Here is a 25,998-nt window from a genome sequence, read left to right on the forward strand (position 1 = left end):
TCAAGGTCCGGTCGGGACACGGGTCCTGATCCCCGTGTCGCCACTGCAATGGTACCCAGGTTCTGTTCAGCATCACGGAGCGGTCGTGTCCGCGATTCGGCGGACTCCACGATGTGAGCTGTTCGGAGCCCTGCCTCGATCGGATGGGTCCGTCCGGGAGATTCCCGGAGGACGGCGACCGGACGGTCAGGACGCCGGGACGAGGCGCGCGACGGCCTCCACGTGGTGCGTGTGCGGGAACAGGTCGAACGCGGACAGGGCGTCGAGCCGGTAGCCGAGGTCGCGGAACGTCGCGACGTCGCGCGCCAGGGCGACCGGGTCGCACGCCACGTAGACCACCTGTGCCGGCGCGAGTGCCGCCACCGACTCGACGACGTCGCGCCCGGCACCGCTCCTCGGCGGGTCGAGGACGATCGTCCCCGCCGCGAGACGGGACCGCTCGGCGCTCGACGACTGCTCGATCGTCCGACGGAGCCACCGGTCGACGCGGCCGGTCTCGGCACGGGCACCGAGCCACTCCGCGAGGTTCTCCTGCGCGTGCTCGGTCGCCGGCCCGGAGCTCTCCACGCTCGTGACCCGGAACCCGGTGCCGACGACGTCGCCGAGCGCGGCCGCCAGGAGTCCGACCCCGCCGTAGAGGTCGAGATGCTGCGCGCCCGGGTCGAGGCGCCCGGGGTCCACCGCGGCCTGGACGGCACGGGTCAACACGTCCGGAGCCGCACGGTGCACCTGCCAGAACCCGGTGTCGTCGAGGCGGAACTCGCGGTCGCCGACGCGCTCGGTGATGACGCTCGGCTTCTGTGCGTCGATGACGAGCCGTGCGCCGTCGCCGCTGCCGCCGGTCGGCGCGATGACGTCGACCGTCTCCGAGCCCGGCATCGCGCCGTGGCCGAGCGGGGCGGCGTCTGCGATGCTCCTGGTCGCGAGCGGCAGGTCGTCCACGGCGACGACGTGGTGCGACCGGCTGGCGAACGGCCCCGCGGTCCCCGCCTCGTCGACGTGCAGCCGGACGCGGGTGCGCCAGCCGAGTCCGTCGGCGGCCTCGTCACCGGGGGCGGCCTCGACGACGACCGAACCGACGAGTGCCCCCGGTCCGTCGGCGTCGCTGATGTCCACACCGGCGAACCGCCCGAACGCGTCCACGAGCACCTCGCGCTTGAGGGCGCGCTGGTGGGCGAGGTCGATGTGCCCGAACTCCGCTCCGCCGGCGCGCTCGTCGGGGTCGCGGTCGATCGATGCCGCGTTCCAGACGTGGTCCCGCCGGTGCTCGGACGGGGTCGTCACCGACACCGTGTCCGCGCGCCAGAACGACTTCTTGCGGTCCTCGGAGACCCGGGCGACGACCCGCTCCCCCGGGATGGCGTCCGTGACGAAGACCACCCGGCCGTCGTGCCGCGCGACGGTGATGCCGCCGTGCGCGATCCCCGTGACGTCGAGTTCGAGCAGTGTGCCGAGATGTTCACCCATGGAACGATGGTCCCATGCCGACGCGCCTCTACTTAGCGAGCACCTCCCCCGCACGCCGATCGCTGCTCGCGCAGTCCGGCATCGAGCCGGTGCTCGTCGCGCCGGGGGTCGACGAGGACGCCGTGGCGACCGCGGAGTCGGAGCGACTCGGCCGCGCGCTGACCGGCCCCGAGCTCGTCGCGCTCCTCGCGGTGGCGAAGGCCCGCGCGGTCGCCGGCTCCGACGACGCCCCGGGATCGGTCGCCGGAGAGCGGATCGACGGCGTCGTGTTCGGCGGGGACTCCGCGTTCGAGGTCGACGGCGTCCTGTACGGCAAGCCGCACGACCCCGGTGTCGCCCGCGACCGGTGGCGCGGGATGCTCGCCGCCGGCGGCGGCACCCTGTGGTCCGGTCACTGCATCATCGACCGGCGCGCAGACGGTGACCGCGTTCCGGACGGGAGGGACGGGTCGGCGCCGCACCCCGGGCTCGCAGGCTCGCCCGGCGCGTTCCGCGAATCGCTGGCGCGATTCCGCCGAGCGGAACGCGCCAGTCCGTCCGTCGTCACCACCGGCATCACGCGACCCGCTCCGGAAACGGTCGTCGCGGTCGACTCCGCGGTCCTGACCTTCGCCGCGGACATGTCCGCCGACGAGATCGACGCCTACGTCGCGACCGGCGAGCCGCTCGAGGTCGCCGGCGCGTTCACCATCGACGGACGCGCTGCGGCCTACATCGCGAGGATCGACGGGTCGCCGAGCGCCGTCGTCGGGCTGTCGCTGCCGATGCTCCGCGCGATGCTCCTCGAGGGCTTCGGCATTCCGTGGCACGACCTCTGGAACGGTCCGGGCACGTTGTAGGGAACGTCCAGTGGCGGTGTGCCTTTCTTGTGCACGCCACTCAAAACGGGGGTCTCGGGCACGAATAGCCTTGTCTGTCATGCCCCGTATCAGCAAGGTCCTCATCGCCAACCGTGGCGAGATCGCGGTCCGGATCATCCGAGCCGCCCGAGATGCGGGCAAGTCCTCGGTCGCGGTGTACGCCGACCAGGACCGCGACGCCCTGCATGCACGCCTCGCCGACGAGGCCTACGCGCTGCACGGCACCACGAGCGCCGAGACCTACCTGGTCATCGACAAGATCATCTCCGTTGCCCGACGGTCCGGCGCCGACGCCGTGCACCCGGGGTACGGGTTCCTCGCCGAGAACGCCGAGTTCGCCCGCGCCGTCATCGACGCCGGCCTCATCTGGATCGGTCCCTCGCCGGACTCCATCGACCTGCTCGGCGACAAGGTGTCCGCGCGCCACGTCGCCGAGAAGGTCGGGGCGCCGCTCGCCCCCGGCACCATCGAGCCCGTCAAGGACGTGTCCGAGGTGATCGACTTCGCAGACGAGGTCGGACTCCCCGTCGCGATCAAGGCCGCGTTCGGTGGCGGTGGCCGGGGTCTCAAGGTCGCACGCACCCGCGAGGAGATCCCGGAGCTGTTCGAGTCCGCCACGCGCGAGGCCGTCGCCGCGTTCGGCCGGGGCGAGTGCTTCGTCGAGAAGTTCCTCGACCGCCCGCGCCATGTCGAGACCCAGTGCCTCGCGGACGCCGCGGGCAACGTCGTCGTCGTGTCGACGCGCGACTGCTCGCTGCAGCGTCGGCACCAGAAGCTCGTCGAGGAGGCCCCGGCCCCGTACCTGACCGACGCCCAGACCACGCTGCTGTACGACGCGTCGAAGGCGATCCTCCGCGAGGTCGGGTACCTCGGCGCCGGCACGTGCGAGTTCCTCATCGGCGCGGACGGCACCGTGTCCTTCCTCGAGGTGAACACGCGGCTCCAGGTCGAGCACTGCGTCTCGGAGGAGGTCACCGGCATCGACCTCGTCCGCGAGCAGTTCCGGATCGCTGAGGGCGGCACCCTCGACTACGCCGACCCCGAGCCCCGCGGGCACTCGTTCGAGTTCCGGATCAACGGCGAGGACCCCGGACGCAACTTCTTCCCGGCACCAGGTCCGGTGCACGTGTTCACTGCACCGTCGGGTCCCGGAGTCCGGGTCGACTCCGGCGTGCAGTCCGGCGACGTCGTCTCCGGGTCGTTCGACTCGCTCCTCGCGAAGCTCGTCGTGACCGGGGCGACCCGCACCGAGGCCCTCGAGCGGGCCCGCCGCGCCCTCGCCGAGTTCGAGGTCGCCGGGCTCCCGACCGTCCTGCCGTTCCACCGCGCCGTGGTGTCCGACCCCGCGTTCGCGACGGGCGACGACGAGCCGTTCTCGGTCTACACGCAGTGGATCGAGACGGACTTCCACAACGACATCCCCGCCTGGTCGGGGTCGCCCGAGGAGCTCCCGTCGCCGGCGGCCAGGTCGAGCGTCGTCGTCGAGGTCGAGGGCAAGCGCATCGAGGTCACGATGCCGAGCATCGTCGGTGCGTCGACGCGGCACGTCGCACCCCCGAAGCGGCGCGGCGGCGGTGTCCGCGGAGGTGCGGCGTCGACGGGGGCGAGCGTCGTGTCGCCGATGCAGGCGACCGTCGTGAAGCTCGCGGTCGAGGACGGGCAGGCCGTCGTCAAGGGCGACCTGCTGGTGGTGCTCGAGGCGATGAAGATGGAGCAGCCCGTCGCGGCGCACAAGGACGGCACCGTGCGGTCGGTGAACGCACCCGTCGGGCAGACGGTGTCGTCGGGGCACGTGCTGCTCGAGCTCGCCTAGCGGGCGCGCGCTCGTACAGCGACGCTGGTCGCTCGTCCTGCTTGCTGGTCGCTCGTCCTGCGACGCTGGCCGCTCGTCCTGCACAGGCCGGGAGGCGCGGGTCGTTCCCCACAGGAACGGCGCGTGCCGTCCCTCCCGTCCGCGTCTGCCTGAATAGGCTGTCGGCATGACCGATGCACCTGTCCCCTCGCCTGCGGCGAACCCGCTCAATGATCCTGCCGTCGACCCGTTCGACGTCGCCCGCGACGCCGCTGCCGTCATCGCGGCGCAGTCCGGGATCGAGCGGCACGACATCGCACTGACGCTCGGCAGCGGGTGGGCGAAGGCCGCCGACCTCATCGGCGAGACCGTGTCCGAGATCCCGGCCACCGACGTCCCGGGGTTCAGCGCGTCCGCCGTCGTGGGGCACACCGGCTCGCTGCGCTCGGTCCGGATGCCCGACGGCCGACACGCGCTCGTCATCGGCGCCCGCACGCACTACTACGAGGGCCACGGGGTCCGCCGCGTCGTGCACAGCGTCCGCACCGCGGCGGCGACCGGGGCGTCGATCATGGTGCTCACGAACGGGGCCGGCGGCATCCGCGAGACCTGGACGCCCGGGACCCCTGTGCTCATCAGCGACCACATCAACCTGACCGCCGACAGTCCGCTCGAGGGTGCGACGTTCATCGACCTGACGGACCTGTACTCCGCCAGGCTCCGGGCGATCGCGCACGGCATCGACCCGACGCTCGACGAGGGCGTCTACACGCAGTTCCGGGGCCCGCACTACGAGACCTGGGCCGAGGTCCAGATGGCGAAGACCATCGGCGGCGACATCGTCGGCATGTCCACCGCGCTCGAGGCGATCGCGGCACGACAGGCCGGGATGGAGGTGCTCGGGTTCTCGCTCATCACGAACCTCGCGGCGGGTATCCAGAAGGAGCCGCTGTCGCACGCCGAGGTCCTGCAGGCCGGCAAGGACGCCGAGCCGGTCCTCGCCGACCTCCTCGCGCGGGTGGTGGCAGCGCTGTGAGCGGCTTCGAGGGCGGCGGCCTCGTCTCGGGGGGACTCGGGACCGCGCTCGACGACGCCGTGACCGCTGCGCGGGCCTGGATGGCGCAGGACCCGGACGAGGACACCCGCGCCGAGCTCTCCGTGCTGCTCGGTGCGGCGACCGGTGGCGACACCGACGCCCTGGCCGAGATCACGGCGCTGTTCTCGGGACGACTCGCGTTCGGCACCGCCGGGCTCCGCGGCGAACTCGGACCGGGGCCGCTCCGGATGAACCGGGTGCTCGTCACGCAGGCCGCGGCGGGTCTCGGGCAGTTCCTCCTCGACACCGGGCGGACCGCGAGCGTCGTCATCGGGTACGACGGCCGGGTCAACTCCGACGTCTTCGCACGGGACTCCGCAGAGGTGCTCGCGGGGCTCGGGATCGACGTCACGCTGCTGCCCTCGGCGCTCCCCACGCCGGTGCTGGCGTTCGCCGTGCGGCACCTCGACGCCGGTGCCGGGGTCATGGTCACGGCGTCGCACAACCCGCCGCGGGACAACGGCTACAAGGTCTACCTCGGGCAGGACGACGACGGCTCGCAGATCGTGCCGCCGGTCGACGCCACGATCGCCGAGGCCATCGACGCGATCGCCGCCGGGTCGATCACCGACCTCGCTCGGTCCTCCGAGTACGCCGTGGCCGGGCCCTCGCTCGTGCAGGCGTACGTCGAGGCCACCGCGGCCCTCGTCGACTTCCCGGAGATCGTGCCCGACGACCAGCCGAAGGTCGTCTACACGGCGATGCACGGCGTCGGATGGGCGACGGCGCGCGCGGTGTTCGAGCACGCCGGGTTCCGGATCCCGGACGTGGTCCCCGAGCAGATCGAGCCCGACGGCGCGTTCCCGACGGTGCCGTTCCCGAACCCCGAGGAGCCGGGGGCGATGGACCTCGCGATCGCGCGGGGCATCGCCGTCGGCGCGGACCTCGTCATCGCGAACGACCCCGATGCGGACCGGCTCGCGCTGGCGATCCCGAGCGTCGGTGCGGACGGTGCACGGTCGTTCCGCCAGCTGTCCGGGAACGAGGTCGGCTGGCTGCTCGGGTGGCGCGCGGCTGAGCGGGCGACGATGGACGGGCCGACGTCCGACCTCGATGAGAGCTCGCTCGACCCCGGGTCCGCCGTGGAGCCGGGTGTCGTGGGCTCCGGCGACGGGGCGGACGCTGCCACGGGCCTCCCGGACGGATCGTCGACCGCGGTGCTCGCCGCGAGCATCGTCAGCTCCCCCGCGCTCCGGCGCGTCGCCGAACGCTACGGTCTCGGCTACCGGGACACCCTGACGGGGTTCAAGTGGGTGTCGCGTGTCCCGGGGCTCGTGTTCGGGTACGAGGAGGCGCTCGGCTACCTCGTCGACCCCGAGGTCGTCCGCGACAAGGACGGCATCTCGGCGGCGCTCGATCTGCTCTCGCTCGCGACCGAACTCGCCGCACGGGGCCGGACGATCGCTGACCGCCTCGACGAGTTCGCCGCGACGTTCGGTGCGTTCGCGTCCGGTCAGGTCGCCACGCGCGTCGACGACCTCGCACGCATCGACACGATCATGGCGGCGCTCCGGGCGACCCCGCCGACCACCCTCGGAGGGGTCGGGGTGCTCGCGGTGACGGACTTCCTCGACGGCGTCGAGGGCTTCCCCCCGAACGACATCCTCCGGTGGGACCTCGAGGGCGACGGGCGCGTCATCGTGCGCCCGAGCGGCACCGAGCCGAAGGTCAAGGTGTACCTCGACACGGTCGCCGAGTCGTCCGCCAAGGCCGAGGCGCTCGTGGCGCGCCTGGCAGACGCGGTGCGTCCGCTGGTGTCGTAGCGCGGCCGTGCCCCCCGCGCGCGCACTGCGTGTTCTGAACACCGACGTCCGGCCGGAACACCCTCATCCGGGTGTTCCGGCCGGACTCGCGTGTTCAGAACACTGACGGGCGTGGGTGCCCCGGTCCTCCACAGGACGGGCGTCGGTCGCCTCTGTCCACAGGCGTCGCCGGGGGCGTGCGCCACGACGCCGGATCAGCGACGATCGGGCCATGACACGGCTTCACCTCCTGCACGGCGGGACGCTCGACGGCTCGGGTCGCCGTGGTGTCGCCCTCCTCGACGACCTCGCGGCTGGGATCGTCGTCCGGATCGCGCCGGGCACGTTCGTCGACATCAGGTCCTGGCAGCGAGCCACACCGGGTGAGCGTCACGTCGCCCGGATGGAGGCCGTCCTGGCGCGGACGTCGCCACGCCTCATCGTCGCCGGTCCCTCCGCGGCTGCCGCCCACGGCCTGCCATGGCGGGGAGAGTTCCCGGAGTTCGTCACGGTGATCGACCCCGAGCGTGCGACCGGCCAACGCCGACCGGGTCTGCTGAAGCTCGCCGGCCGCGGACGATCAGACAGCACGCTCCCACTCGGCCGACGCTCGGTCACCGCCGTCGCCGACACCGCGATCGACGTCGCTCTCCGCTTCCCGATGCACACGTCCGTGCCGCTGTTGGACGCTGTCCTCGCATCGCGCCGGGTCGACCGGCTCGACCTGCTCGACGTGCTCCAGCGGCGGGGCACCCGACCGGGCTCGCATCGAGCTCGAGCGGCGGTCGACTTCGCCGACTGCCGGTCGGGGTCGCCGGGTGAGAGCCTTGCGCGGCTCGTGATGGCGGACGTCGGTGCGCCGACACCGGTCCTGCAGCAGGAGTTCCACGATGCCGACGGCCTCATCGGGTTCGTCGACTTCTGGTTCCCGGAGCAGGGATGGATCGTCGAGTTCGACGGTCACGCGAAGTACACAGAGGATCGGTTCCGGGCCGGACGTTCCCCGGCCGAGGTCGTGATCGACGAGAAGCGCCGGGAAGACCGGTTGCGCGCCACGGAACCGGTCCGCGGGGTGACACGACTGGAGTGGCGCGACATCATCCGACCGGAGCGGGTGACCAGCCGGCTGCACGCCGCTGCCATCCCGCTCGTGCCCGTGCGCCACCGGACCGTCCGGTGATGCTCGTGTTCAGAACACTCGCGTCCGCTCTGAACACTCGGATGCGGGTGTTCTGGGTGGACGACGGTGTTCAGAACACCCGCCGCCGCGCAGCCGCACGCGCGCCGCGTGCACGGGCGCACGCGCCGCGCGCCGCGCTACCCAAGCGCCCGCTCGACCGCGTCCGTGATCTCCTGCTGGTCGAAGTGGTTGCGGATGACGATCACGTCGGCGTAGGTCGTGCCGATCGCGTCGACGAACTCCGCGCTCGTCAGGATCACCTGCGCGTCGTCGGCGATGTCCCGCACCGACGCGACGTCCGCCGCGACGACCTCCGCCTCGAGCCCGAGCTTGGACAGCGCCCGCTCGGCGTTCACCTTGAGGATCCCGCTCGCGCCGATGCCGGCACCGCAGATCGTCACGATCTTCATGAGGAGACCTCCTTCTTCGTCGACTGCATCACGACGAGACCTCGAGGATCGCCCGGATCTCGTCCGCGGACGTTGCCGCAGCGAGCCGTGAGGTCGCCGTCGGGTCGTTGAACACGTTCGCGAGCGCCCCGATCGACTCCAGATGGGTCCCCACCTCCGCCACGGCGAGCCCGAGGACCACATGGACCGGGTCGTTGTGCGGGCTGCCGAACGAGACCGGCGTCGCGAGCGTCACGACCGCGAGCCCGTCCCCGAGCACGGTCGTGCCGGGCCGGGCATGCGCGAGCGCGAGCCCGGGCGAGATCACGATGTACGGACCGTGTTCCTCCACCATGGCGATCATCGCGTCCGTGTACGCCGGCGTCGTGACACCGGACGCGACGAGCGCGTCCCCGACGACCCGGAGCACACCGCGCCAGTCGTCAGCGGCGGACACCGAGGCCCCGAGGACGACCGCCGTGTCAGGAAGTGGAGGAAGCGCCATGCTCAGGCCTCGGCGTACCCGGCGGTGATCATGGCGATGATCTCCTCCCGGTCCTCGAGCGGCAGGAACGACCCGAGTGCGGCGTTGATCTGGAACGCCGCGAGGTCCTCGAGGTCGTACCCGAACGTCGCCGCGAGGAGGGCCAGCTCCTTGGACAGGGAGGTGTTGCTCATGAGCCGGTTGTCGGTGTTCACCGTCACACGGAACCCGAGCTGGTACAGCGTGTCGAACGGGTGGTCGGCGAGGTCGTCGCCCCACGCCGCGATCGCGCCCGTCTGCAGGTTCGACTGCGGGGCCACCTCGAGCGGGATCTCGCGGTCGCGCACCCATGCGGCGACCTCACCGAGGGAGGCCAGGGCGGAACCGTCGTCCGCGGTGTGGGTGATCTCGACGTCCTCGAAGATCCGGACGCCGTGCCCGAGCCGGAGCGCGCGGCCGTCGAACAGCGCCGATCGGATGGACTCGACGCCGTCCGCCTCGCCCGCATGCACCGTGACGGGCATGTACTGCTGCGCGAGGTAGTCGAACGCCGCGCGGTGGTTCGACGCGGGGAACCCCGCTTCCGCGCCGGCGATGTCGAACCCGACGACGCCGCGATCGCGGTGGCGGACGGCGAGCTCGGCGATCTCGACCCCTCGGTCCGCGTGGCGCATCGCGGTGACGAGCTGGCCGACACGGATCGCACCGTCAGCCGCGTTGACCGCGTCCTCGATGCCCTGCTGCACGGCCTCGACAGCCTGGTCGAGCGTCAGTCCGCGCTGCAGGTGCTGCTCGGGCGCCCACCGCACCTCGCCGTAGACGACACCGTCCGCCACGAGGTCCTCGACGAAGTCCCGGGCCACGCGGGTCAGCCCCGCAGCGGTCTGCATCACGGCCGTGGTGACGTCGAACGTCTTGAGGTACTCCACGAGCGATCCCGAGTTCGACTGGTCGGCGAACCACGTCGCGAGCTCGTCCGGGTCGGTGGTCGGCAGGTCGACGCCGTCGGTGGCGGCGAGTTCGATGATCGTGGAGGGGCGGAGTCCGCCGTCGAGGTGGTCGTGCAACGACACCTTGGGCAGGTCGTTGATCACCGCCCCGCCGTCGGGGAGCCGGTAGGTCTGGTCTGGCGCGCTCATGCCGTTCAGGCTACCGTCGCCGGACACCCAGACGCTGTGCCGCCACCACGAAGTCGGCTCGGTCCACCTGTGGAGACCGTCACACGGGAGGGACGGTGCAGCCCCGTCCCGCCGGTCCCGTCATCGGCAGCCCGGCACCCCGGCGTGCGATCGCGACGGACGCACGCTGACGCACCGCACGGTCCGCCCGGAGCGGGGCTCAGGCGATGCGCTCGGCGACGATCGGACTGCGCACCGGCACCGAGCCGTCGTCACCGATGGTCCACGCACCCTCGACCGACTCGAGCGCCCGCGGGAACCGGGCGGCCTCGTCGGTGTGCAGCGTGAAGAGCGGTTGGCCCTCGACCACGCGGTCACCCGGTTTGGCGTGCAATTCGACCCCAGCGCCCGCCTGGACCGGGTCGGACGCGCGCGCTCGACCGGCACCGAGCCTCCAGGCCGCGACTCCGAACGGGAGCGCATCCTGCGTCGCGAGCACGCCGGACCGCGGCGCCGTCACGACATGGGTCTCGGAGGCGACGGGCAGGGCGGCCCGGGGGTCGCCGCCCTGCGCCTCGATCATCCGGTTCCAGGTGTCCATCGCGCGGCCGTCGGCGAGCGCCGCAGCCGGATCGGCGTCGGGCAGTCCGGCCGCCCGCAGCATCTCGGTCGCGAGCGCGATGGTGAGCGCGACGACGTCCTCGGGGCCGCCGCCGGCGAGGACCTCGACGGACTCCCGGACCTCGAGGGCGTTGCCGATCGTCAGGCCGAGCGGCACGTTCATGTCGGTGAGGAGCGCCGACGTCGTGACGCCCGCGTCGTTCCCGAGGTCGACCATCGTCCGGGCGAGCAGCCGGGACTGCTCGATGTCCTGCATGAACGCACCCGACCCGAACTTGACGTCGAGGACCAGCGCACCGGTGCCCTCCGCGATCTTCTTGCTCATGATGCTCGACGCGATGAGGGGGATGCACTCGACGGTGCCGGTGATGTCACGGAGCGCGTAGAGCTTCTTGTCCGCGGGAGCGAGACCGGACCCGGCGGCACACACCACCGCGCCGACGTCCCGCAGGATCGCGTGCATCCGGTCGTTCGTCAGCGACGCCTGCCAGCCCGGTATCGACTCGAGCTTGTCGAGCGTGCCACCCGTGTGTCCCAGACCGCGTCCGGAGAGCTGGGGCACGGCGACACCGAACGACGCCACGAGGGGCGCGAGCGGCAGCGTGATCTTGTCCCCGACGCCACCGGTGGAGTGCTTGTCGACCGTGGTCTTGCCGAGGCCCTCGAACGACATCGTCTCGCCGGAGGCGATCATCGCGAGGGTGAGGTCACGGACCTCGCGGCGTTCCATGCCGTTCAGGAAGACGGCCATCGCGAGGGCGGCCATCTGCTCGTCACCGACGTAGCCCCGCGTGTAGGCGTCGATGAGCCAGTCGATCTCCGCCGTGCTCAGCGTGCCCGACCCGCGCTTCGTCCGGATGAGGTCGACGGTGTCGAACGGCTCGACGGCGCTCATGCGCGATCCACCGACCCCGACGACGGCCCCGACCCCGACCCCGACCCCGTGGACGCGTACTCGACGAGCGTCCGCGGACCGAACGCGTCCGGGAGGACCTCGTCGATCGTCCGGAACCCGGAGACCGTCTCGAGGACCATGCCGGGTGCGGAGTGCTCGAACAACAGCTGTCGGCAGCGCCCGCAGGGCATGAGCGTCGCGCCGGTGCCGTCGACACAGGTGAACGCGACGAGACGCCCGCCGCCCGTCATGTGGAGCTGCGACACGAGCGAGCACTCCGCGCAGAGCGTCACCCCGTAGGAGGCGTTCTCGACGTTGCACCCGGAGACGAGCCGGCCGTCCTCGGTGATCGCCGCGGCGCCGACCGGGAACGACGAGTAGGGCGCGTACGCATGCCGCATCGCGTCGGTCGCGGCTCGGCGGAGCGCGTCCCAGTCGACGGCGGTGCCGTCCGGCGCAGCCGGCCCGGCGCTCGAGGGAGCCACCGTTCCGGACGGGAGGCCCGTGGCCGAGCCCGCCCCACCGCCAGCGTGGTCCTGCGTTCCGGACGGGAGGCCCGTGGCCGAGCCCGCCCCACCGCCAGCGTGGTCCTGCGTTCCGGACGTCATCCGTGCCTCCAGTTCGTCGTCGGGTCGTGCGCTCGCGCCGTCGTGCGGCGCTGGGGTCGGTGTTCTGAACACGCTCGTCCACTCCGAACACCGCGATCCGCGTGTTCAGCACAGACGCGGGTGTTCAGAACACCCGCGCTAACTCTTGATGTACGGCTTGCCCGATGCCGCCGGCCCTCGCGACTGCCCGACGAGCCCGGCCACGGCGAAGACCGTCACGATGTAGGGCAGCATGAGCAGGAACTCGCTCGGGACCGGGGAGTTGATCGCCCCGAGGACGTTCTGCAGGTTCGACGCGAACCCGAACAGCAGTGCTGCGAGCGTCGCCTTGATCGGGTCCCAGCGGCCGAAGATGACGGCCGCGAGGGCGATGTACCCGGCGCCGGCGGTCATGTCCTTCGCGAACGGACCGACGGACCCGAGGGTGAAGAACGCGCCACCGAGGCCCGCGATCGCCCCGGCGAGGGACACGTTCCAGAACCGCGTCGACGTGACGTTGATCCCGACGGTGTCGGCCGCCTGCGGGTGTTCGCCGACCGCGCGGAGCCGGAGCCCCCACCGGGTCGTGAACAGCCCGACCGTGACCGCGGCGACGGCGATGTACATGAGGTACACGATGACCGACTGGTCGAAGAAGACCGGGCCGATGATCGGGATCTTCGACAGACCGGGGATCGCCAGGTTGTCGAACCGGATGCCCTTGTTGAGTGTGGCTTCGTTCGGCGAGAGCACCTGCGAGTAGAGGAACCCGGTGAGGCCCGACACGAATGCGTTGATCACGACTCCGACGATCACCTGGTCGACGAGGTACTTGATGCTGAACGCCGCGAGGACGAACGACACGAGCACGCCGGCGACGACCGCCGCGACGAGTCCGACCCATGCGGAGCCGGTCAGGGACGCGAGCATGGCGGAGGCGAACGCACCGGCGAGGAACTGCCCCTCGATCGCGATGTTCACGACGCCGACGCGCTCGGAGATCACGCCGCCGAGCGAGCCGAAGATCAGCGGGGCGGAGAGGCCGAGCGCGCCGACGAGGAGCCCGGGGACCGGGATGGTCGCACCGGCACCCGACCATGCCAGGAACCCGACGACGGCCACGATCGCGAACACCGCGGTGACCCAGGTCGGGACCCTCCGGCGGTTCGCGGCGAGGAACGCGACGTAGGCGGTGGCGATCGCCATGACCGCGATGACGACGATGCCGGTGCCGAGCACGTCGAGCGGCACGGTCGGGAGCTGCACGAAGTCGCTTGCCGACGCGAGTCGGAACGACGCGGTCCCGGTGTGGTGGAACACCCCGAGGAGCAGGATCGCGAGCACGGTGAACACGCCGAACCCAACGGGTGCCTTCCAGCTGCGGACACTCGTGACCGGCCGGTCGCCGACGGGCGAGCTCGGCGCGGTGGCGTTGGGTGCGAGGACGCTCACGCTGCGACCGCCTTCCGGTTGCGGGGCTGCTTGGTGCGACGACGTGCGCCCGGCTGCGGGATCCGGAAGATCGCGCGGACGAGCGGCGGGGCCGCGATGAAGAGGACGATGAGCGCCTGGATGACTCCGACGATGTCGATCGGCACGCCGTTCGCGGCCTGCATCGCGTACCCGCCGGACTTCAGCGCTCCGAACAGCAGCGCTGCCCAGAACACCCCCCACGGCTTCGAGCGACCGAGGAGCGCCACCGTGATGGCGTCGAACCCGATCCCCGCGTCGATGTTCGAGGTGAAGCCCGTGGTGAGCGCGCCCTGGACCTGGTACGACCCGGCGATGCCGACGAGCGCGCCCGAGATGACGAGCGACCAGATGGTGAGGTTCGGCACGCTCATGCCCGCGACGCGAGCAGCGCGGGGGTTCTCCCCCACCGTGCGGAACTTGAAGCCGAGCGTCGAACGGTTCATGAGCCACCACACGACGACGACCGCGATGATCGCGACGACGAACCCGAGGTTGATGCCGTACCGGTCGCCGAACAGGTTCGGCAGGATCGCCGAGTCGCGCGTCGGGCCCGACTCCGGATTCGCGCTCCCGGGCGCCTGCAGGAGGCCCTGGGTCCGGAGCATGTAGCTCAGCAGGTAGAACGCGACGTAGTTGAGCATGATCGTGACGATCACCTCGTGCGCACCGGTCCTGGCCTTGAGCACGCCGACGATCCCAGCCCAGATCGCGCCTCCGGCGATGCCGGCGAGGATGGCGAGCGGGATGTGCACGATCGCTGGCGCCTGCACGTTGATGCCCACCCACCCGGCGGCGGCGGCCCCCATCAGGATCTGCCCCTGCCCACCGATGTTGAACAGTCCGGCGCGGAACGACACCGCGACACCGAGCCCCGCCGCGATCAGTGGCACGGCGTAGGTGATCGTCTGCGTCAGCGGCACGATGCCGTTCGCGAACCCCGGGCGCAGGAAGTTGTACACCGACCCCTGGAACAGGCTGGCGTACGCACCGCCGACGACCTGGCCGATCGCGGAGAACGTGTCGCCCGGTCGGGCGAAGAAGTACCCGGACGCCTTCTGGACGGTCGGGTCGGTGACGGCGATGAGGATGCCGCACGCGACGAGCGCGAGCACGACCGCGAGCACCGTGACGAGCACGGAGCCGTTCAGGATGCTCTGCAGCGCTGCGCTCCACCGGTCGGCCGGCTTCGCGGACTCCGCCGCGGACTCCGTCGTGAGGGTCGCGCCCGCCGCCGGGCTCGCGTCCTGCAGCCGGTCATCGGTCGGGAGGCCCGTGGCCTGGTCCGCCCCGACCGTCGCGTCGGGCTCGGAGCGGCTCTCCACCGCCGTGTCGGTCTCGGACCGGCTCTGCACCGCCGCGTCGGACTCAGAGCGGCCCGGTGCCGCCGCGTCCGTCTGGTGCTCCACGGCCGCCTGCTGCTCGTGGGCCTGGTCGGGTGTGTCGTCCGCGGTCATGCCGCCAGTTCCGTTCCTGCGGGGAGCTCCCCCGCCATCATGAGGCCGAGCACGTCACGCGGGGTGTCCGCGGGGACGATGCCGATGATCGTGCCGCGGTACATCACGGCGATGCGGTCGGCGAGTGCCGTGACCTCGTCGAGCTCCGTGGAGACGACGATGACCGGGACACCGGTGTCACGGGTGTCGACGATGCGCTTGTGGATGAACTCGATCGACCCGACGTCCACGCCGCGGGTGGGCTGCGCGGCGACGAACAACCGGAGGTCGCGGCTCAGCTCGCGCGCCAGGACGACCTTCTGCTGGTTGCCGCCCGAGAGCCGCCCGACCGCGGTGGTCCGCGAGGGCGTCCGGATGTCGAACTCGGCGATCTTGTGGTCCGCGAACGCGTCCCGCGCGCCGCCGAGCACTGAACCGGCACGCGCGAACTCCCCCGTGCTCGAGCGGTCGAGCATGAGGTTCTCCGCGATGGAGAACTCGCCGACCAGTCCGTCTTCCTGACGGTCCTCCGGCACGAAGCCGACCCCGGCGTCGAGCACACGCTTGACGCTCGCGGCGGTGATGTCGTGGCCGTCGAGGACGATGCGGCCGGCGTGCACCGGCTCGAGCCCGAGGATGGCCTCGGTCAGCTCGGTCTGCCCGTTGCCCTGCACACCCGCGATCGCGACGATCTCCCCGCGGCGGACCGTGAACGAGACGTCGTCGACGAGCACGTGGCCGGCCGCGTCCGTCACGGTGAGGTCCTGCACGACGAGGGCGTCCTCGCCCGGGGTCGCCTCGGTCTTGGCGACGGTGAGCTCCACCGCACGCCCGACCATGAGCGCCGCGAGCTCGACGTTGGACGCGGTCGGCTCGGCCTCGCCGACGACCTTGCCGAGGCGGATGACCGTGATCCGGTCGGCGACCTCGCGGACCTCGCGCAGCTTGTGGGTGATGAAGACGATCGCGGTGCCGGCCTCGCGCAGCTGCCGCATGATGTTCATCAGCTCGTCGGTCTCCTGCGGGGTGAGCACCGCAGTCGGCTCGTCGAACACGAGCACCGAGGCGTTCCTGGAGAGCGCCTTGATGATCTCGACGCGCTGCTGCACCCCGACCGGGAGGTCCTCGACGATCGCGTCCGGGTCGACGTCGAACCCGAAGCGGTCGGAGATGTCCCGCACGCGCTGCCGGGCTCCAGCGAGGTCGAGCCGCCCGCCGAACATCGTCGGCTCGTGGCCGAGCATGACGTTCTCGGCCACGGAGAACACCGGGACGAGCATGAAGTGCTGGTGCACCATGCCGATGCCCGCGCGCATGGCGTCACCGGGCCCGTTGAAGTGCTGCTCGACATCGTCGAGGAGGATCGAGCCCTCTTCCGCCTGGTACAGGCCGTAGAGGACGTTCATCAGCGTCGACTTGCCCGCGCCGTTCTCACCGAGGAGGGCGTGGACCTCCCCCGGTTCGACGGTCAGTGAGATGCGGTCGTTCGCGACGAGCGGGCCGAACCGCTTCGTGATGCCGCGGAGTTCGAGCTTCATGGTCGGGAGTCTATTTCTCTGGAGGGGTGGGTCGGGGTCCCGCCATCCGTGCTGTGGATGGATCCGGCCTGTGGACGACGGTGTCCACGGTCGTCGCTGCGGCGAGCCGCGGTCGGGCACACGGACGCGGGCGGAGGCCTGATGCCTTCCGCCCGCGTCCGACGGTGCTACTTGGCCTTCGTCGCGACCGTGATCGAGCCGTCGATGATGCCGGCCTTGATCGTGTCGAGCTCGCCCTGGAGACCCGAGTCGACCTTCGACTCGTAGTCGTGGAACGGGGCGATGCTGACGCCCTCGTTCTTCAGCGTGCCGACGTACGGCGTCTTCGAGAAGTTGCCCTTCTCGGCCTGCTCCACGACGTCCTTGGTGGCGGGGCGCATGCCCTTCTCGACGGACGTGAGCGCGAGGTCCTTGTAGCGCGGGTCGGCCTCGTAGAGGTCACTGTCCGCACCGATCATGACGGTGCCGTTGTCGGCGTCCTTGATCGCCTCTGCCGCCGACTGGTAGATCGGGCCACCGACGGGGAGGATGACGTCCGCGTTCTGCTGGATGAGCGTCTGCGCGCTGGCCTTGGCCTGCGTGCCGGCCTCGAAGGCACCGACGAACGTGCCCTTCTGGGCCTTCTCGTCCCAGCCGACGACCTTGACGTCCTTGCTCTTCTTCTCGTTGTAGTACGCCACGCCGTCCGCGAAGCCGTCCATGAAGATGGTGACGGTCGGGATCTGCATACCGCCGAAGGTGCCGACGACACCCGTCTTGGAGTACGACGCCGCCGCGTAGCCGGCGAGGAACGCGGCCTGCGAGGTGTCGAACGTGATCGGCTTGACGTTCTTCGCGTTGATCGAGTTGTCGTCGATGATCGCGAAGTCGGTGTCCGGGTTGGCCTTGGCCTGCTTCTTCGTGGCGGCGGCGAGGTTGAACCCGACGGTGACGATGAGGTTGCAGTTCTGGTTGACGAGACCGGTGATGTTCGAGTCGTAGACGGTGGAGTCCTTCGACTCCACGTCCTTGTACTGCGAACCGATGTCCGATGCCGCGTCCTTCAGTCCCTCGAAGCCGAGCTGGTTGAACGACTTGTCGTCGAACCCGCCGGAGTCGGAGACCATGCACGGCAGGAACTTCGAACCGGACGCCGAGCCGGAGTTCGACGACGGGGCCGACGAGCAGCCGGCGAGCATCGCGACGGTGCCGAGCAGGGCGAGTCCGCCGAGTGCGGCCTTACGGGTACTGAATGTCACGGGGGTGTCCTCCACGGGGTGCGAGCCCGGCTGCTGCACCGGGCGATCGGAAGGAACTTACACGACAGTCCGGGCGGTGCAGTACCCCCCGTGGGACGACCGCGCATCGGTTACCCGATCGGGACGCGCTCGTAATGCGTTCGTAATGCTGGTACCCCGAACCGGGCCGACGGGGTACCGCCGGAGGGAGGTACTACAGGACGTCGTCGCGACCGCTGATCTTCAGCGCGTCGACCACGCCCTTGACCCGCTGCGCGTTCTGGCTCGTGGTGACGAGCAGCGCGTCCGGCGTGTCCACGACCACGATGTCCTCGACCCCGATGAGCGAGATGAGCCGGTTGCTGTGGCTCACCACGATGCCGCTCGAGGAGTCCGCGAGGATCCGGGCGTTGTCGCCGAGGACCGCGAGGTTGTGCGGCCGGCCACCCGACTGCAGTTTGGCGAGCGACGCGAAGTCCCCGACGTCGTCCCAGTCGAAGTCCCCGGGGACGACGGCCATCCGCCCGGCGGCGGCAGCCGGTTCGGCGACGGTGTAGTCGATCGCGATCTTCTTCAGGGACGGCCAGACCTGGTCGACGACGGCGCCGCGCGCGGGGGTGTCCCACGCGTCGGCGAGCTGCTCGAGACCGGCGAGGAGCTCCGGTTCACTCCGGCCGATCTCCTCGAGCAGCTTGTCCGCACGGGCGATGAACATGCCGGCGTTCCAGAGGTACGAGCCGTCCTCGACGTAGCGCTGCGCGGTCGCGAGGTCCGGCTTCTCGACGAACTCGCGGACCTCGTGCACGTTGGCGGCACCGTCCACGACGATCCGTTCACCGGCGCGCATGTACCCGAACCCGATGGCCGGCTCCGTGGGGGTGATGCCGATGGTCGTGATGTACCCGGCGCGCGCCGCGATGACCGCCTCGCGCACGGATCGCTGGAACCCGCGGGTGTCGCCGATCACGTGGTCGGCGGCGAACGAGCCGATGACGACGTCCGGTTCGCGGCGGTGCAGGATCGCAGCGGCGAGACCGACGGCCGCGGTGGAGTCCTTCGGCTCGCTCTCGAGCACGACGTTGCGGTCGGCGAGCCCGGGGAGCTGCGACTCGACGGCGGCGCGGTGCGCGCGCCCCGTGACGACCATGATCCGCTGGTCACCCGCGATGGGGGCGAGACGGTCCCACGTCGCGCGGAGGAGCGATGTCCCCGCGCCGGTCAGGTCGTGCAGGAACTTCGGCGCGTCGGCGCGCGACAGGGGCCAGAGACGGGATCCGATCCCGCCGGCCGGGATGATCGCGTGGAAGTCTCCGAGGTCGTCGCTCATGGCGCCACCCTAGCGATGCGAGCTGTCCGGTCGACGCCGCTCGGTCCGGCCTGTGGAGAACTGCGCGGTACCCCGCACCGGTGCGGGACACGGACGGGAGGCACGGCGAGCGTCCGTCCCGCGGCATGCGTCGTTCACGCAGCCGTCGTCGACCGGTCACGCGGGGTGCGCGCGACCGTCATGTCGGTCGTCGACCATCGAGGCCGAGATGAACGCTCACGAAGCACGACGTGCGGTCGAGGTCGGTGGTCCCCGGACCGTCGCCGTCGTGACCGAGAGTTTCCTCCCGACGCTGAACGGCGTCACGACGAGCGTCCTGGCGGTGCTCGACCACCTCGAACGTCGCGGCCACCGCGCCGTCGTCATCGCCCCCGCGACACCGGGCACCGCCGACCACCGGAGTCGGCGGGAGCTCGAGCGGTACCGCGGGTTCGACGTGCACCGCGTGCCGGCCATCGCCTACCGGCAGTTCCCGGTCGGTCTCCCGCACCCGGTCCTCGACACGATCCTCGCCACCTCGGGAGCGGACGTGCTGCACGCGGCCAGCCCGTTCCTCCTCGGCGGCCGAGCGGTGTCCGCGGCCGCCCGGCTCGGGATCCCCTCGGTCGCGGTGTTCCAGACCGACGTCGCCGGGTTCGTCCGGCGGAACGGATTCCCCGGCGCCGCGCCCCTGGCGTGGCGGGTCCTCGCGCGGATCCACGCCGGAGCCTCCCTGACGCTGGCACCGTCGACCGCGACGGCGACGATGCTCGCCGACGCGGGCGTCCAGCGCGTGGCGCGGTGGGGACGCGGCGTGGACGCGACCCTCTTCGACCCCGCGCGCCGTGCCTCCAGTGCGGTCCGTGCGATCCGGCGGCGGATCGCTCCGCGCGGCGAGACCATCGTCGGCTACGTGGGCCGACTGGCCGCGGAGAAGGAGGTCGAGCGGCTCGCCGAGCTCGGCGGGATCCCCGGTCTCCGTGTCGTCGTGGCCGGCGGCGGGCCGTCACGCGCGGCGCTCGAGCGTCGGCTCAGGCACCTCGATGTGACGTTCACCGGGCCCCTCCGCGGCGACGCGCTCGCGGACGTCTACGCCGCACTCGACGTGTTCGTGCACACCGGACCCGCGGAGACCTTCGGGCAGACCCTGCAGGAGGCGCACGCCTCCGGGGTGCCGGTGATCGCGCCGGCGCGGGGTGGGCCGCTCGACCTCGTCACCCCGGGCGTCGACGGCGAGCTCTTCGACCCGGACGACCCGCAGTCCCTGCGGCGCGCGGTCCTCGCGATGCACGAGGACCGCGTCGCCGCCGCCCGGCGGGGAGCCGCGGGTCGACGTCGGGTCGAGGACACCACGTGGGAACGGGTCGGGGACGAGCTCCTCGCGCACCACGACACCGCCCGGCGGATCGGGGTCCGACCCGAGGCGCTCCGCGGCGTGCTCACCGGCTGGAACGAGAAGGTCGGTGCTCGGACGTAGGATGGACCGTGTTCCGTGAACCACACGAACACGTACGGCAACGGTCGCCGAACTGCGCGGCCGTCCGAGTCCTAATTGGGAGGGCGAGCTCATGGCCGAGCAGACCGCAGCACAGTCGGGAGCGGCGCGTCCGAGCGGCGCCACAGCCGTCGCGAGCCCGCCGACGCCGGAGGCACCTCGGACGCGGATCGCGTCCGGAACGGTGTACCGCGGCGGGACCGGCATGTGGTCGTGGGTGCTGCACCGCATCACCGGTGTCGCGATCTACTTCTTCCTGCTCGTGCACATCCTCGACACGGCGCTCGTCCGGGTCTCCCCCGAGGCCTACAACGCGGTCATCGGCACGTACAAGACGCCGATCATGAACCTCGGCGAGACGGCGCTCGTGATCGCCATCGTGTTCCACGCCTTCAACGGCCTGCGGATCATCCTCGTGGACTTCTGGAGCAAGGGCCCGAAGTACCAGCGCCTCATGTCGTGGGTCGTCGTCGCCCTCTGGGTGATCACGATCGCGGGCTTCCTGCCGCGCCAGCTCACGAACCTCTTCGCCGACTTCCACTGATCCAGGAGCACTGATGACAACGCAACTCGTCCAGCCGCCCCGTTCGGCGGCAGCAGCGAAGAAGACCACCAACTGGGAGAAGTGGGGGTGGATCTACATGCGCGGGTCGGGCGTCGTGCTCCTCGTGCTGATCTTCGGCCACCTCTTCATCAACATGGTCGCTGGCAAGGGCGTCCAGCAGATCGACTTCGCGTTCGTCGCCGGCAAGTGGGCGAGCCCGTTCTGGCAGATCTGGGACTCCCTGATGCTCGTGCTCGCCATGGTGCACGGCTCGAACGGCATGCGGACCATCGTGAACGACTACGTGTCGCGTCCGGGCATCAGGAAGACGCTGCTCGGGGCGATCCTCGGCGTCTGCATCGTGCTCGTCGTGCTCGGCATCCTCGTCTGCTGGACCTTCGATCCCTGCCCGGCGGGTGCCGCTGCCGCCGACCTGCCCTCGTTCTGCCCCGCGCCCTGACACCCCGGGTCCTGACACCCCGGGTCCTGACACCCCGGTCCTGACCCGCGACGCCCTGACCACTCGCACCCGGAGCCCCGCGGCGCGGGTCGTCCAGACCGATTGGTCCGGGCCGTCCTCCCCCCGGGAGCCCTGCGCGTGTCGAGCCAGCACCCCGCGACGAACCACCTCCGACGTCCGCCTCATCGAAAGCACTCTGTGACCGACACCGCCACCTCCGAGAGCACCGTCATCGACGGCGTTCACCACCACCAGTTCGACATCGTGATCATCGGTGCGGGCGGCGCCGGCATGCGCGCCGCCATCGAGGCCGGTCCGAAGGCGAACACCGCCGTGATCTCCAAGCTCTACCCGACCCGGTCGCACACCGGCGCCGCGCAGGGCGGCATGGCCGCCGCGCTGGCGAACGTCGAGGAGGACTCCTGGGAGTGGCACACCTTCGACACGATCAAGGGCGGTGACTACCTGGTCGACCAGGACGCCGCGGAGATCCTGGCGAAGGAGGCGATCGACGCCGTCATCGACCTCGAGAACATGGGCCTGCCGTTCAACCGCACGCCCGAGGGCAAGATCGACCAGCGCCGGTTCGGCGGCCACACCCGCGACCACGGCAAGTCCCCGGTCCGCCGGGCGTGCTACGCCGCGGACCGCACCGGCCACATGATCCTGCAGACGCTGTTCCAGAACTGCGTGAAGCTCGGCGTGAACTTCTTCAACGAGTTCTACGCGCTCGACCTCGTCATGGCGGACGTCGTCGGCGACGACGGCGTGAGTCGCCCGCAGCCGGTCGGCGTCGTCGCGTTCGAGCTCTCCACGGGCGAGCTGCACGTGTTCCACGCGAAGGCCTTCATCTTCGCGACCGGCGGCTTCGGCAAGATCTACAAGACCACCTCGAACGCGCACACCCTGACCGGCGACGGCGTCGGCATCGTGTGGCGCTCGAAGCTCCCGCTCGAGGACATGGAGTTCTTCCAGTTCCACCCGACCGGGCTGGCGGGTCTCGGCATCCTGCTCACGGAGGGCGCCCGCGGTGAGGGCGCGATCCTCCGGAACGCCTCGGGCGAACGGTTCATGGAGCGGTACGCCCCGACGATCAAGGACCTCGCCCCGCGTGACATCGTCGCCCGGTGCATGGTGCAGGAGGTCGCCGAGGGTCGCGGTGCCGGTCCGAACAAGGACTACGTCCTGCTCGACTGCACGCACCTGGGGGCCGAGGTCCTCGAGACCAAGCTCCCCGACATCACCGAGTTCGCACGCACCTACCTCGGCGTCGACCCGGTGACGGAGCCCGTGCCGGTCATGCCGACGGCGCACTACGCCATGGGTGGCATCCCGACGAACGTCCAGGGCGAGGTGCTCCGCGACAACACCAACGTCGTCCCCGGCATGTACGCCGCTGGCGAGTGTGCCTGCGTCTCCGTGCACGGCTCGAACCGCCTCGGCACGAACTCGCTGCTCGACATCAACGTGTTCGGCAAGCGCTCGGGCAACGCGGCCGCCGACTTCGTCAAGACCGTCGACTTCGTCCCGCTGCCGGACGACCCGGCGGCGAACGTCCGGAACATGCTCGACCAGCTCCGCGCCTCGACCGGCACCGAGCGGGTCGCCAGCCTCCGCAAGGAGCTGCAGGAGCAGATGGACGTCAACGCCCAGGTGTTCCGCACCGACGAGTCGCTCGCCAGCGTCACGAAGACCATCCACGAGCTCCGCGACCGGTACCTCAAGATCTCCGTGCAGGACAAGGGCAAGCGGTTCAACACCGACCTCCTCGAGGCCGTCGAGCTCGGCTTCCTGCTCGACCTGGCCGAGGTCGTGGTGTTCTCCGCACGGAACCGCAAGGAGTCCCGCGGCGGACACATGCGCGACGACTACCCCAAGCGCGACGACGAGAACTACATGAAGCACACGATGGCGTACCTGACGGGCGACCCGCACTCGTCACTCGCCGATGACCACATCTCACTCGACTGGAAACCGGTCGTCGTGACGAGGTACCAGCCGATGGAGAGGAAGTACTGAGATGACCGACACCCTGGTCCCCGATGCACCAGCCACGCAGGACAGTGACCGGACGGCGCCTCCTGGGTCCTTCCCCGTCACCGTCATGGTCCGGCGGTTCGACCCGGACGTCGACACCGAGCCGCACTGGCAGGAGTTCACGGTGTCGATGCTCTCGACCGACCGGGTCCTCGACGCCCTGCACCAGATCAAGTGGGACCAGGACGGCTCCCTGACGTTCCGTCGTTCCTGCGCCCACGGCGTCTGCGGTTCTGACGCCATGCGCATCAACGGCCGGAACCGTCTCGCGTGCAAGACCCTGATCAAGGACCTCGACGTGTCCAAGCCGGTCTACGTCGAGGCCATCAAGGGGCTCCCCCTCGAGAAGGACCTCGTCGTCGACATGGAGCCGTTCTTCGCGTCCTACCGCGAGGTCCAGCCCTTCCTGCAGTCGAAGAGCGCCCCGGAGAAGGGCAAGGAGCGCGTGCAGTCCGTCGCCGACCGCGCTCGCTTCGACGACACGACCAAGTGCATCCTCTGCGCCGCGTGCACGTCCTCGTGCCCGGTGTTCTGGACCGACGGCCAGTACTTCGGCCCGGCGGCGATCGTCAACGCGCACCGGTTCATCTTCGACTCCCGCGACGACGAGGCGAAGGTCCGCCTCGACATCCTCAACGACAAGGAGGGCGTCTGGCGCTGCCGGACGACCTTCAACTGCACCGACGCCTGCCCCCGCGGCATCCAGGTCACGCAGGCGATCGCCGAGGTCAAGCAGGCACTCGTCCGAGGCCACGCATAGGTCCGGATCGATAGGCTGCTGCCATGACCATCGCCGACGTCCGTCCGACGCTCGACCAGCTCGGATACACCAACCGTTTCGTGCAGCTCCCCGGCGAGCAGCAGCACGAGCCACCGGTGGAGGGTGCACTCCGCATCGTCCCCGTGGACGCGCAGGCGATGCAGGGACAGGACTGGGCGCTCGAGGTCGTCGACTACGGCGCACCCCGGCGGCTCGCGGTCGCCCGGACCGAGGACGAGGCGGTCGAGATGCTACGTCGGTTCCTCAACCGTCCGTTCCCCGCGGCGCACGACATCAGTCGGCACGAGCTCGAGGGGCTCCGCGAACGTGCGGCCGGTTCCTACCCGCAGCTCGCGCAGCAGGTGCAGAACGCCGGACCCGCCGGACTCACGATCCAGATCCCTGCGGACGTCCCGGTGGACCGCCTCGGCGGACCGGACGGCTACCTGCTCCACCCCCTCGACACGCCGTTCCCGGCCCGGTCGCTCCCGCCGACGGCACTCGCCGACACCGACGTGCACCGCTACGTGGTGAGCCGGCCGTTCCTCGTGACGGTCCGGTTCGTGCAGCCCTGGTTCGAACAGCCTGGAGGCGCGCTCCGGTTCGCCATCGCAGATCCGTCGCTGACGGTGCGCGACCTCGTGGTCGACGGGTCGTTGACCCGCCTCCGCCTCGTCTGACGTCCGCAGCAGGACGCAGGCGCCCCGACACGACGACGGCCCCGGACAGCGTCCGGGGCCTTCGTCGTGCACTCAGGAGTTGGGCTGGTCGAACCGTCGCCCCTCGGGGTTCGACGGCAGGATCGTCATGACGAGCAGCACCAGCGGGCCGAGGATCGGGATGATGTTCAGCAGGACGAACCACCCGCGGAAGTTCGCATCGTGCAGACGCCGGATCTGCAACGCGAGACTCGGGATGACGAACACCAGGAACACGATGAGTCCGAGCAGGCCCGGGACCGGAGAGCTGCTCGCGGTGTAGAACCCCATCTGGCTGCCGGAGGACTGCGTCGTCGTCGTGCCGGTCGCCGCGGTGATGAGGCCGGAGATGAGCCCCAGGACGAACCCGATGATGACGGTCCAGAGGTACCACCACCAGTACTCGCTGCGGCTCGCCCGCCCCGAGAACGTCGCGTACTTCTTCCAGAAGCGGGTGAACGCCTTCGGGAACGAGATGCCGTACCAGGGGGCCCAGATCGGCGGTTCGCCGTTCGGACCCTGCGGTGCGCCGTACTGGGGCGATCCGTACTGCGGCTGCGGCGTGCCGTACGGCGAATCGCCGTACTGCTGCTGGCCCGGCTGCTGCCCGTACTGCTGACCGGGCTGCTGGCCGGGCTGCTGGCCAGGCTGCTGCCCGTACGGCTGGCCGGGCTGCTGCCCGTTCGGGTCCTGCGGCGGGTAGTCGTTGCTCACGGATTGTCCCCTCGTCGTCGAATGATGCTGCCGGGTCATCCTCCCAGAAAGCACGAACCTTGGTGAGTTCTCGTCACTCGGTGACGGGTGAC

General features: G+C 70.7%; 23 protein-coding genes. 11 read left to right on the forward strand and 12 right to left on the reverse strand.

Annotated features, from left to right (window positions below; translation table 11 throughout):
- Nucleotides 1-186: 186 nt before the first annotated feature.
- Nucleotides 187-1,467, reverse strand: coding sequence for a class I SAM-dependent RNA methyltransferase (locus tag ASF23_RS11735; RefSeq protein WP_055953614.1), 1,281 nt, complete (start codon nt 1,465-1,467; stop codon nt 187-189).
- 14 nt (nt 1,468-1,481) lie between these two features.
- On the opposite strand from ASF23_RS11735, the gene ASF23_RS11740 reads away from it, so the two are divergent.
- The 5 genes from ASF23_RS11740 to ASF23_RS11760 all read left to right on the forward strand — a co-directional run bounded on the left by ASF23_RS11740 (nt 1,482) and on the right by ASF23_RS11760 (nt 8,137).
- On the forward strand, nt 1,482-2,306 hold the full coding sequence (locus ASF23_RS11740; protein ID WP_055953616.1) for a Maf family protein: 825 nt from the start codon (nt 1,482-1,484) through the stop codon (nt 2,304-2,306).
- Between the two features lie 79 nt (nt 2,307-2,385).
- The gene (locus ASF23_RS11745) at nt 2,386-4,140 is read left to right on the forward strand and encodes an acetyl/propionyl/methylcrotonyl-CoA carboxylase subunit alpha (RefSeq protein WP_055953619.1); all 1,755 of its coding nucleotides are present in this window, start codon (nt 2,386-2,388) and stop codon (nt 4,138-4,140) included.
- Nucleotides 4,141-4,306: 166 nt separating this feature from the next.
- A complete protein-coding gene (locus tag ASF23_RS11750) occupies nt 4,307-5,155 on the forward strand; it encodes a purine-nucleoside phosphorylase (RefSeq protein ID WP_055953622.1) in 849 nt (282 codons plus the stop codon).
- A gap of 80 nt (nt 5,156-5,235) precedes the next feature.
- A complete protein-coding gene (locus ASF23_RS11755; RefSeq protein ID WP_055954364.1) occupies nt 5,236-6,978 on the forward strand; it encodes a phospho-sugar mutase in 1,743 nt (580 codons plus the stop codon).
- 211 nt (nt 6,979-7,189) lie between these two features.
- Nucleotides 7,190-8,137 carry a hypothetical protein gene (locus ASF23_RS11760; protein ID WP_055953625.1) on the forward strand — a complete coding sequence of 316 codons (948 nt, stop codon included), beginning with the start codon at nt 7,190-7,192 and terminating at the stop codon, nt 8,135-8,137.
- Nucleotides 8,138-8,274: 137 nt separating this feature from the next.
- On the opposite strand, the gene ASF23_RS11765 is transcribed toward ASF23_RS11760, so the two are convergent.
- From ASF23_RS11765 to ASF23_RS11810, 10 genes are all read right to left on the reverse strand, one after another.
- Nucleotides 8,275-8,547 carry a PTS sugar transporter subunit IIB gene (locus ASF23_RS11765; protein WP_055953628.1) on the reverse strand — a complete coding sequence of 91 codons (273 nt, stop codon included), beginning with the start codon at nt 8,545-8,547 and terminating at the stop codon, nt 8,275-8,277.
- 28 nt (nt 8,548-8,575) lie between these two features.
- Nucleotides 8,576-9,031, reverse strand: a complete 456-nt coding sequence (locus tag ASF23_RS11770) for a PTS sugar transporter subunit IIA (protein ID WP_055953632.1) — start codon at nt 9,029-9,031, stop codon at nt 8,576-8,578.
- 2 nt (nt 9,032-9,033) lie between these two features.
- On the reverse strand, nt 9,034-10,149 hold the full coding sequence (locus ASF23_RS11775; protein ID WP_055954366.1) for an adenosine deaminase: 1,116 nt from the start codon (nt 10,147-10,149) through the stop codon (nt 9,034-9,036).
- A 199-nt stretch (nt 10,150-10,348) separates the two neighbouring features.
- On the reverse strand, nt 10,349-11,644 hold the full coding sequence (locus ASF23_RS11780) for a thymidine phosphorylase (RefSeq protein WP_055953635.1): 1,296 nt from the start codon (nt 11,642-11,644) through the stop codon (nt 10,349-10,351).
- The gene (locus ASF23_RS11785; RefSeq protein ID WP_055954369.1) at nt 11,641-12,129 is read right to left on the reverse strand and encodes a cytidine deaminase; all 489 of its coding nucleotides are present in this window, start codon (nt 12,127-12,129) and stop codon (nt 11,641-11,643) included. The genes ASF23_RS11780 and ASF23_RS11785 overlap by 4 nt, the downstream gene beginning before the upstream one ends.
- A gap of 261 nt (nt 12,130-12,390) precedes the next feature.
- Entirely contained in the window at nt 12,391-13,683 is a 1,293-nt protein-coding gene (locus ASF23_RS11790; protein WP_055953638.1) for an ABC transporter permease, read from the reverse strand.
- A complete protein-coding gene (locus ASF23_RS11795) occupies nt 13,680-15,158 on the reverse strand; it encodes an ABC transporter permease (RefSeq protein ID WP_082474092.1) in 1,479 nt (492 codons plus the stop codon). Before ASF23_RS11795 ends, ASF23_RS11790 begins: the two co-directional genes overlap by 4 nt.
- Nucleotides 15,155-16,675: an ABC transporter ATP-binding protein gene (locus ASF23_RS11800; protein ID WP_055953641.1), complete on the reverse strand. Its 1,521-nt coding sequence runs from the start codon at nt 16,673-16,675 to the stop codon at nt 15,155-15,157. Before ASF23_RS11800 ends, ASF23_RS11795 begins: the two co-directional genes overlap by 4 nt.
- Nucleotides 16,676-16,842: 167 nt before the next feature.
- Entirely contained in the window at nt 16,843-17,913 is a 1,071-nt protein-coding gene (locus ASF23_RS11805; protein WP_055954376.1) for a BMP family lipoprotein, read from the reverse strand.
- Between the two features lie 193 nt (nt 17,914-18,106).
- On the reverse strand, nt 18,107-19,219 hold the full coding sequence (locus ASF23_RS11810; protein ID WP_055953644.1) for a mannose-1-phosphate guanylyltransferase: 1,113 nt from the start codon (nt 19,217-19,219) through the stop codon (nt 18,107-18,109).
- 268 nt (nt 19,220-19,487) lie between these two features.
- Here ASF23_RS11810 and ASF23_RS11815 point away from each other — a divergent pair, with 268 nt between their 5' ends.
- From ASF23_RS11815 to ASF23_RS11840, 6 genes are all read left to right on the forward strand, one after another.
- Nucleotides 19,488-20,675: a glycosyltransferase family 4 protein gene (locus ASF23_RS11815; RefSeq protein WP_235510878.1), complete on the forward strand. Its 1,188-nt coding sequence runs from the start codon at nt 19,488-19,490 to the stop codon at nt 20,673-20,675.
- 91 nt (nt 20,676-20,766) lie between these two features.
- Nucleotides 20,767-21,237, forward strand: coding sequence for a succinate dehydrogenase, cytochrome b556 subunit (gene sdhC, locus ASF23_RS11820; RefSeq protein ID WP_082474093.1), 471 nt, complete (start codon nt 20,767-20,769; stop codon nt 21,235-21,237).
- Between the two features lie 13 nt (nt 21,238-21,250).
- Nucleotides 21,251-21,697 (forward strand): succinate dehydrogenase, hydrophobic membrane anchor protein, encoded by a 447-nt coding sequence (gene sdhD, locus ASF23_RS11825; protein ID WP_055953647.1) that lies wholly within the window; start codon nt 21,251-21,253, stop codon nt 21,695-21,697.
- Nucleotides 21,698-21,895: 198 nt separating this feature from the next.
- On the forward strand, nt 21,896-23,716 hold the full coding sequence (sdhA, locus tag ASF23_RS11830; protein ID WP_055953650.1) for a succinate dehydrogenase flavoprotein subunit: 1,821 nt from the start codon (nt 21,896-21,898) through the stop codon (nt 23,714-23,716).
- Nucleotide 23,717: 1 nt separating this feature from the next.
- Entirely contained in the window at nt 23,718-24,494 is a 777-nt protein-coding gene (locus ASF23_RS11835; RefSeq protein WP_055953651.1) for a succinate dehydrogenase iron-sulfur subunit, read from the forward strand.
- Nucleotides 24,495-24,517: 23 nt separating this feature from the next.
- Nucleotides 24,518-25,174, forward strand: coding sequence for a TNT domain-containing protein (locus ASF23_RS11840; protein WP_055953654.1), 657 nt, complete (start codon nt 24,518-24,520; stop codon nt 25,172-25,174).
- 72 nt (nt 25,175-25,246) lie between these two features.
- Here ASF23_RS11840 and ASF23_RS18850 read toward each other — a convergent pair whose 3' ends face one another.
- Nucleotides 25,247-25,906 carry a DUF805 domain-containing protein gene (locus ASF23_RS18850; protein WP_326998999.1) on the reverse strand — a complete coding sequence of 220 codons (660 nt, stop codon included), beginning with the start codon at nt 25,904-25,906 and terminating at the stop codon, nt 25,247-25,249.
- Nucleotides 25,907-25,998: the final 92 nt, after the last annotated feature.

Source organism: Curtobacterium sp. Leaf261, assembly GCF_001422205.1.
Taxonomy (GTDB): domain Bacteria; phylum Actinomycetota; class Actinomycetes; order Actinomycetales; family Microbacteriaceae; genus Curtobacterium.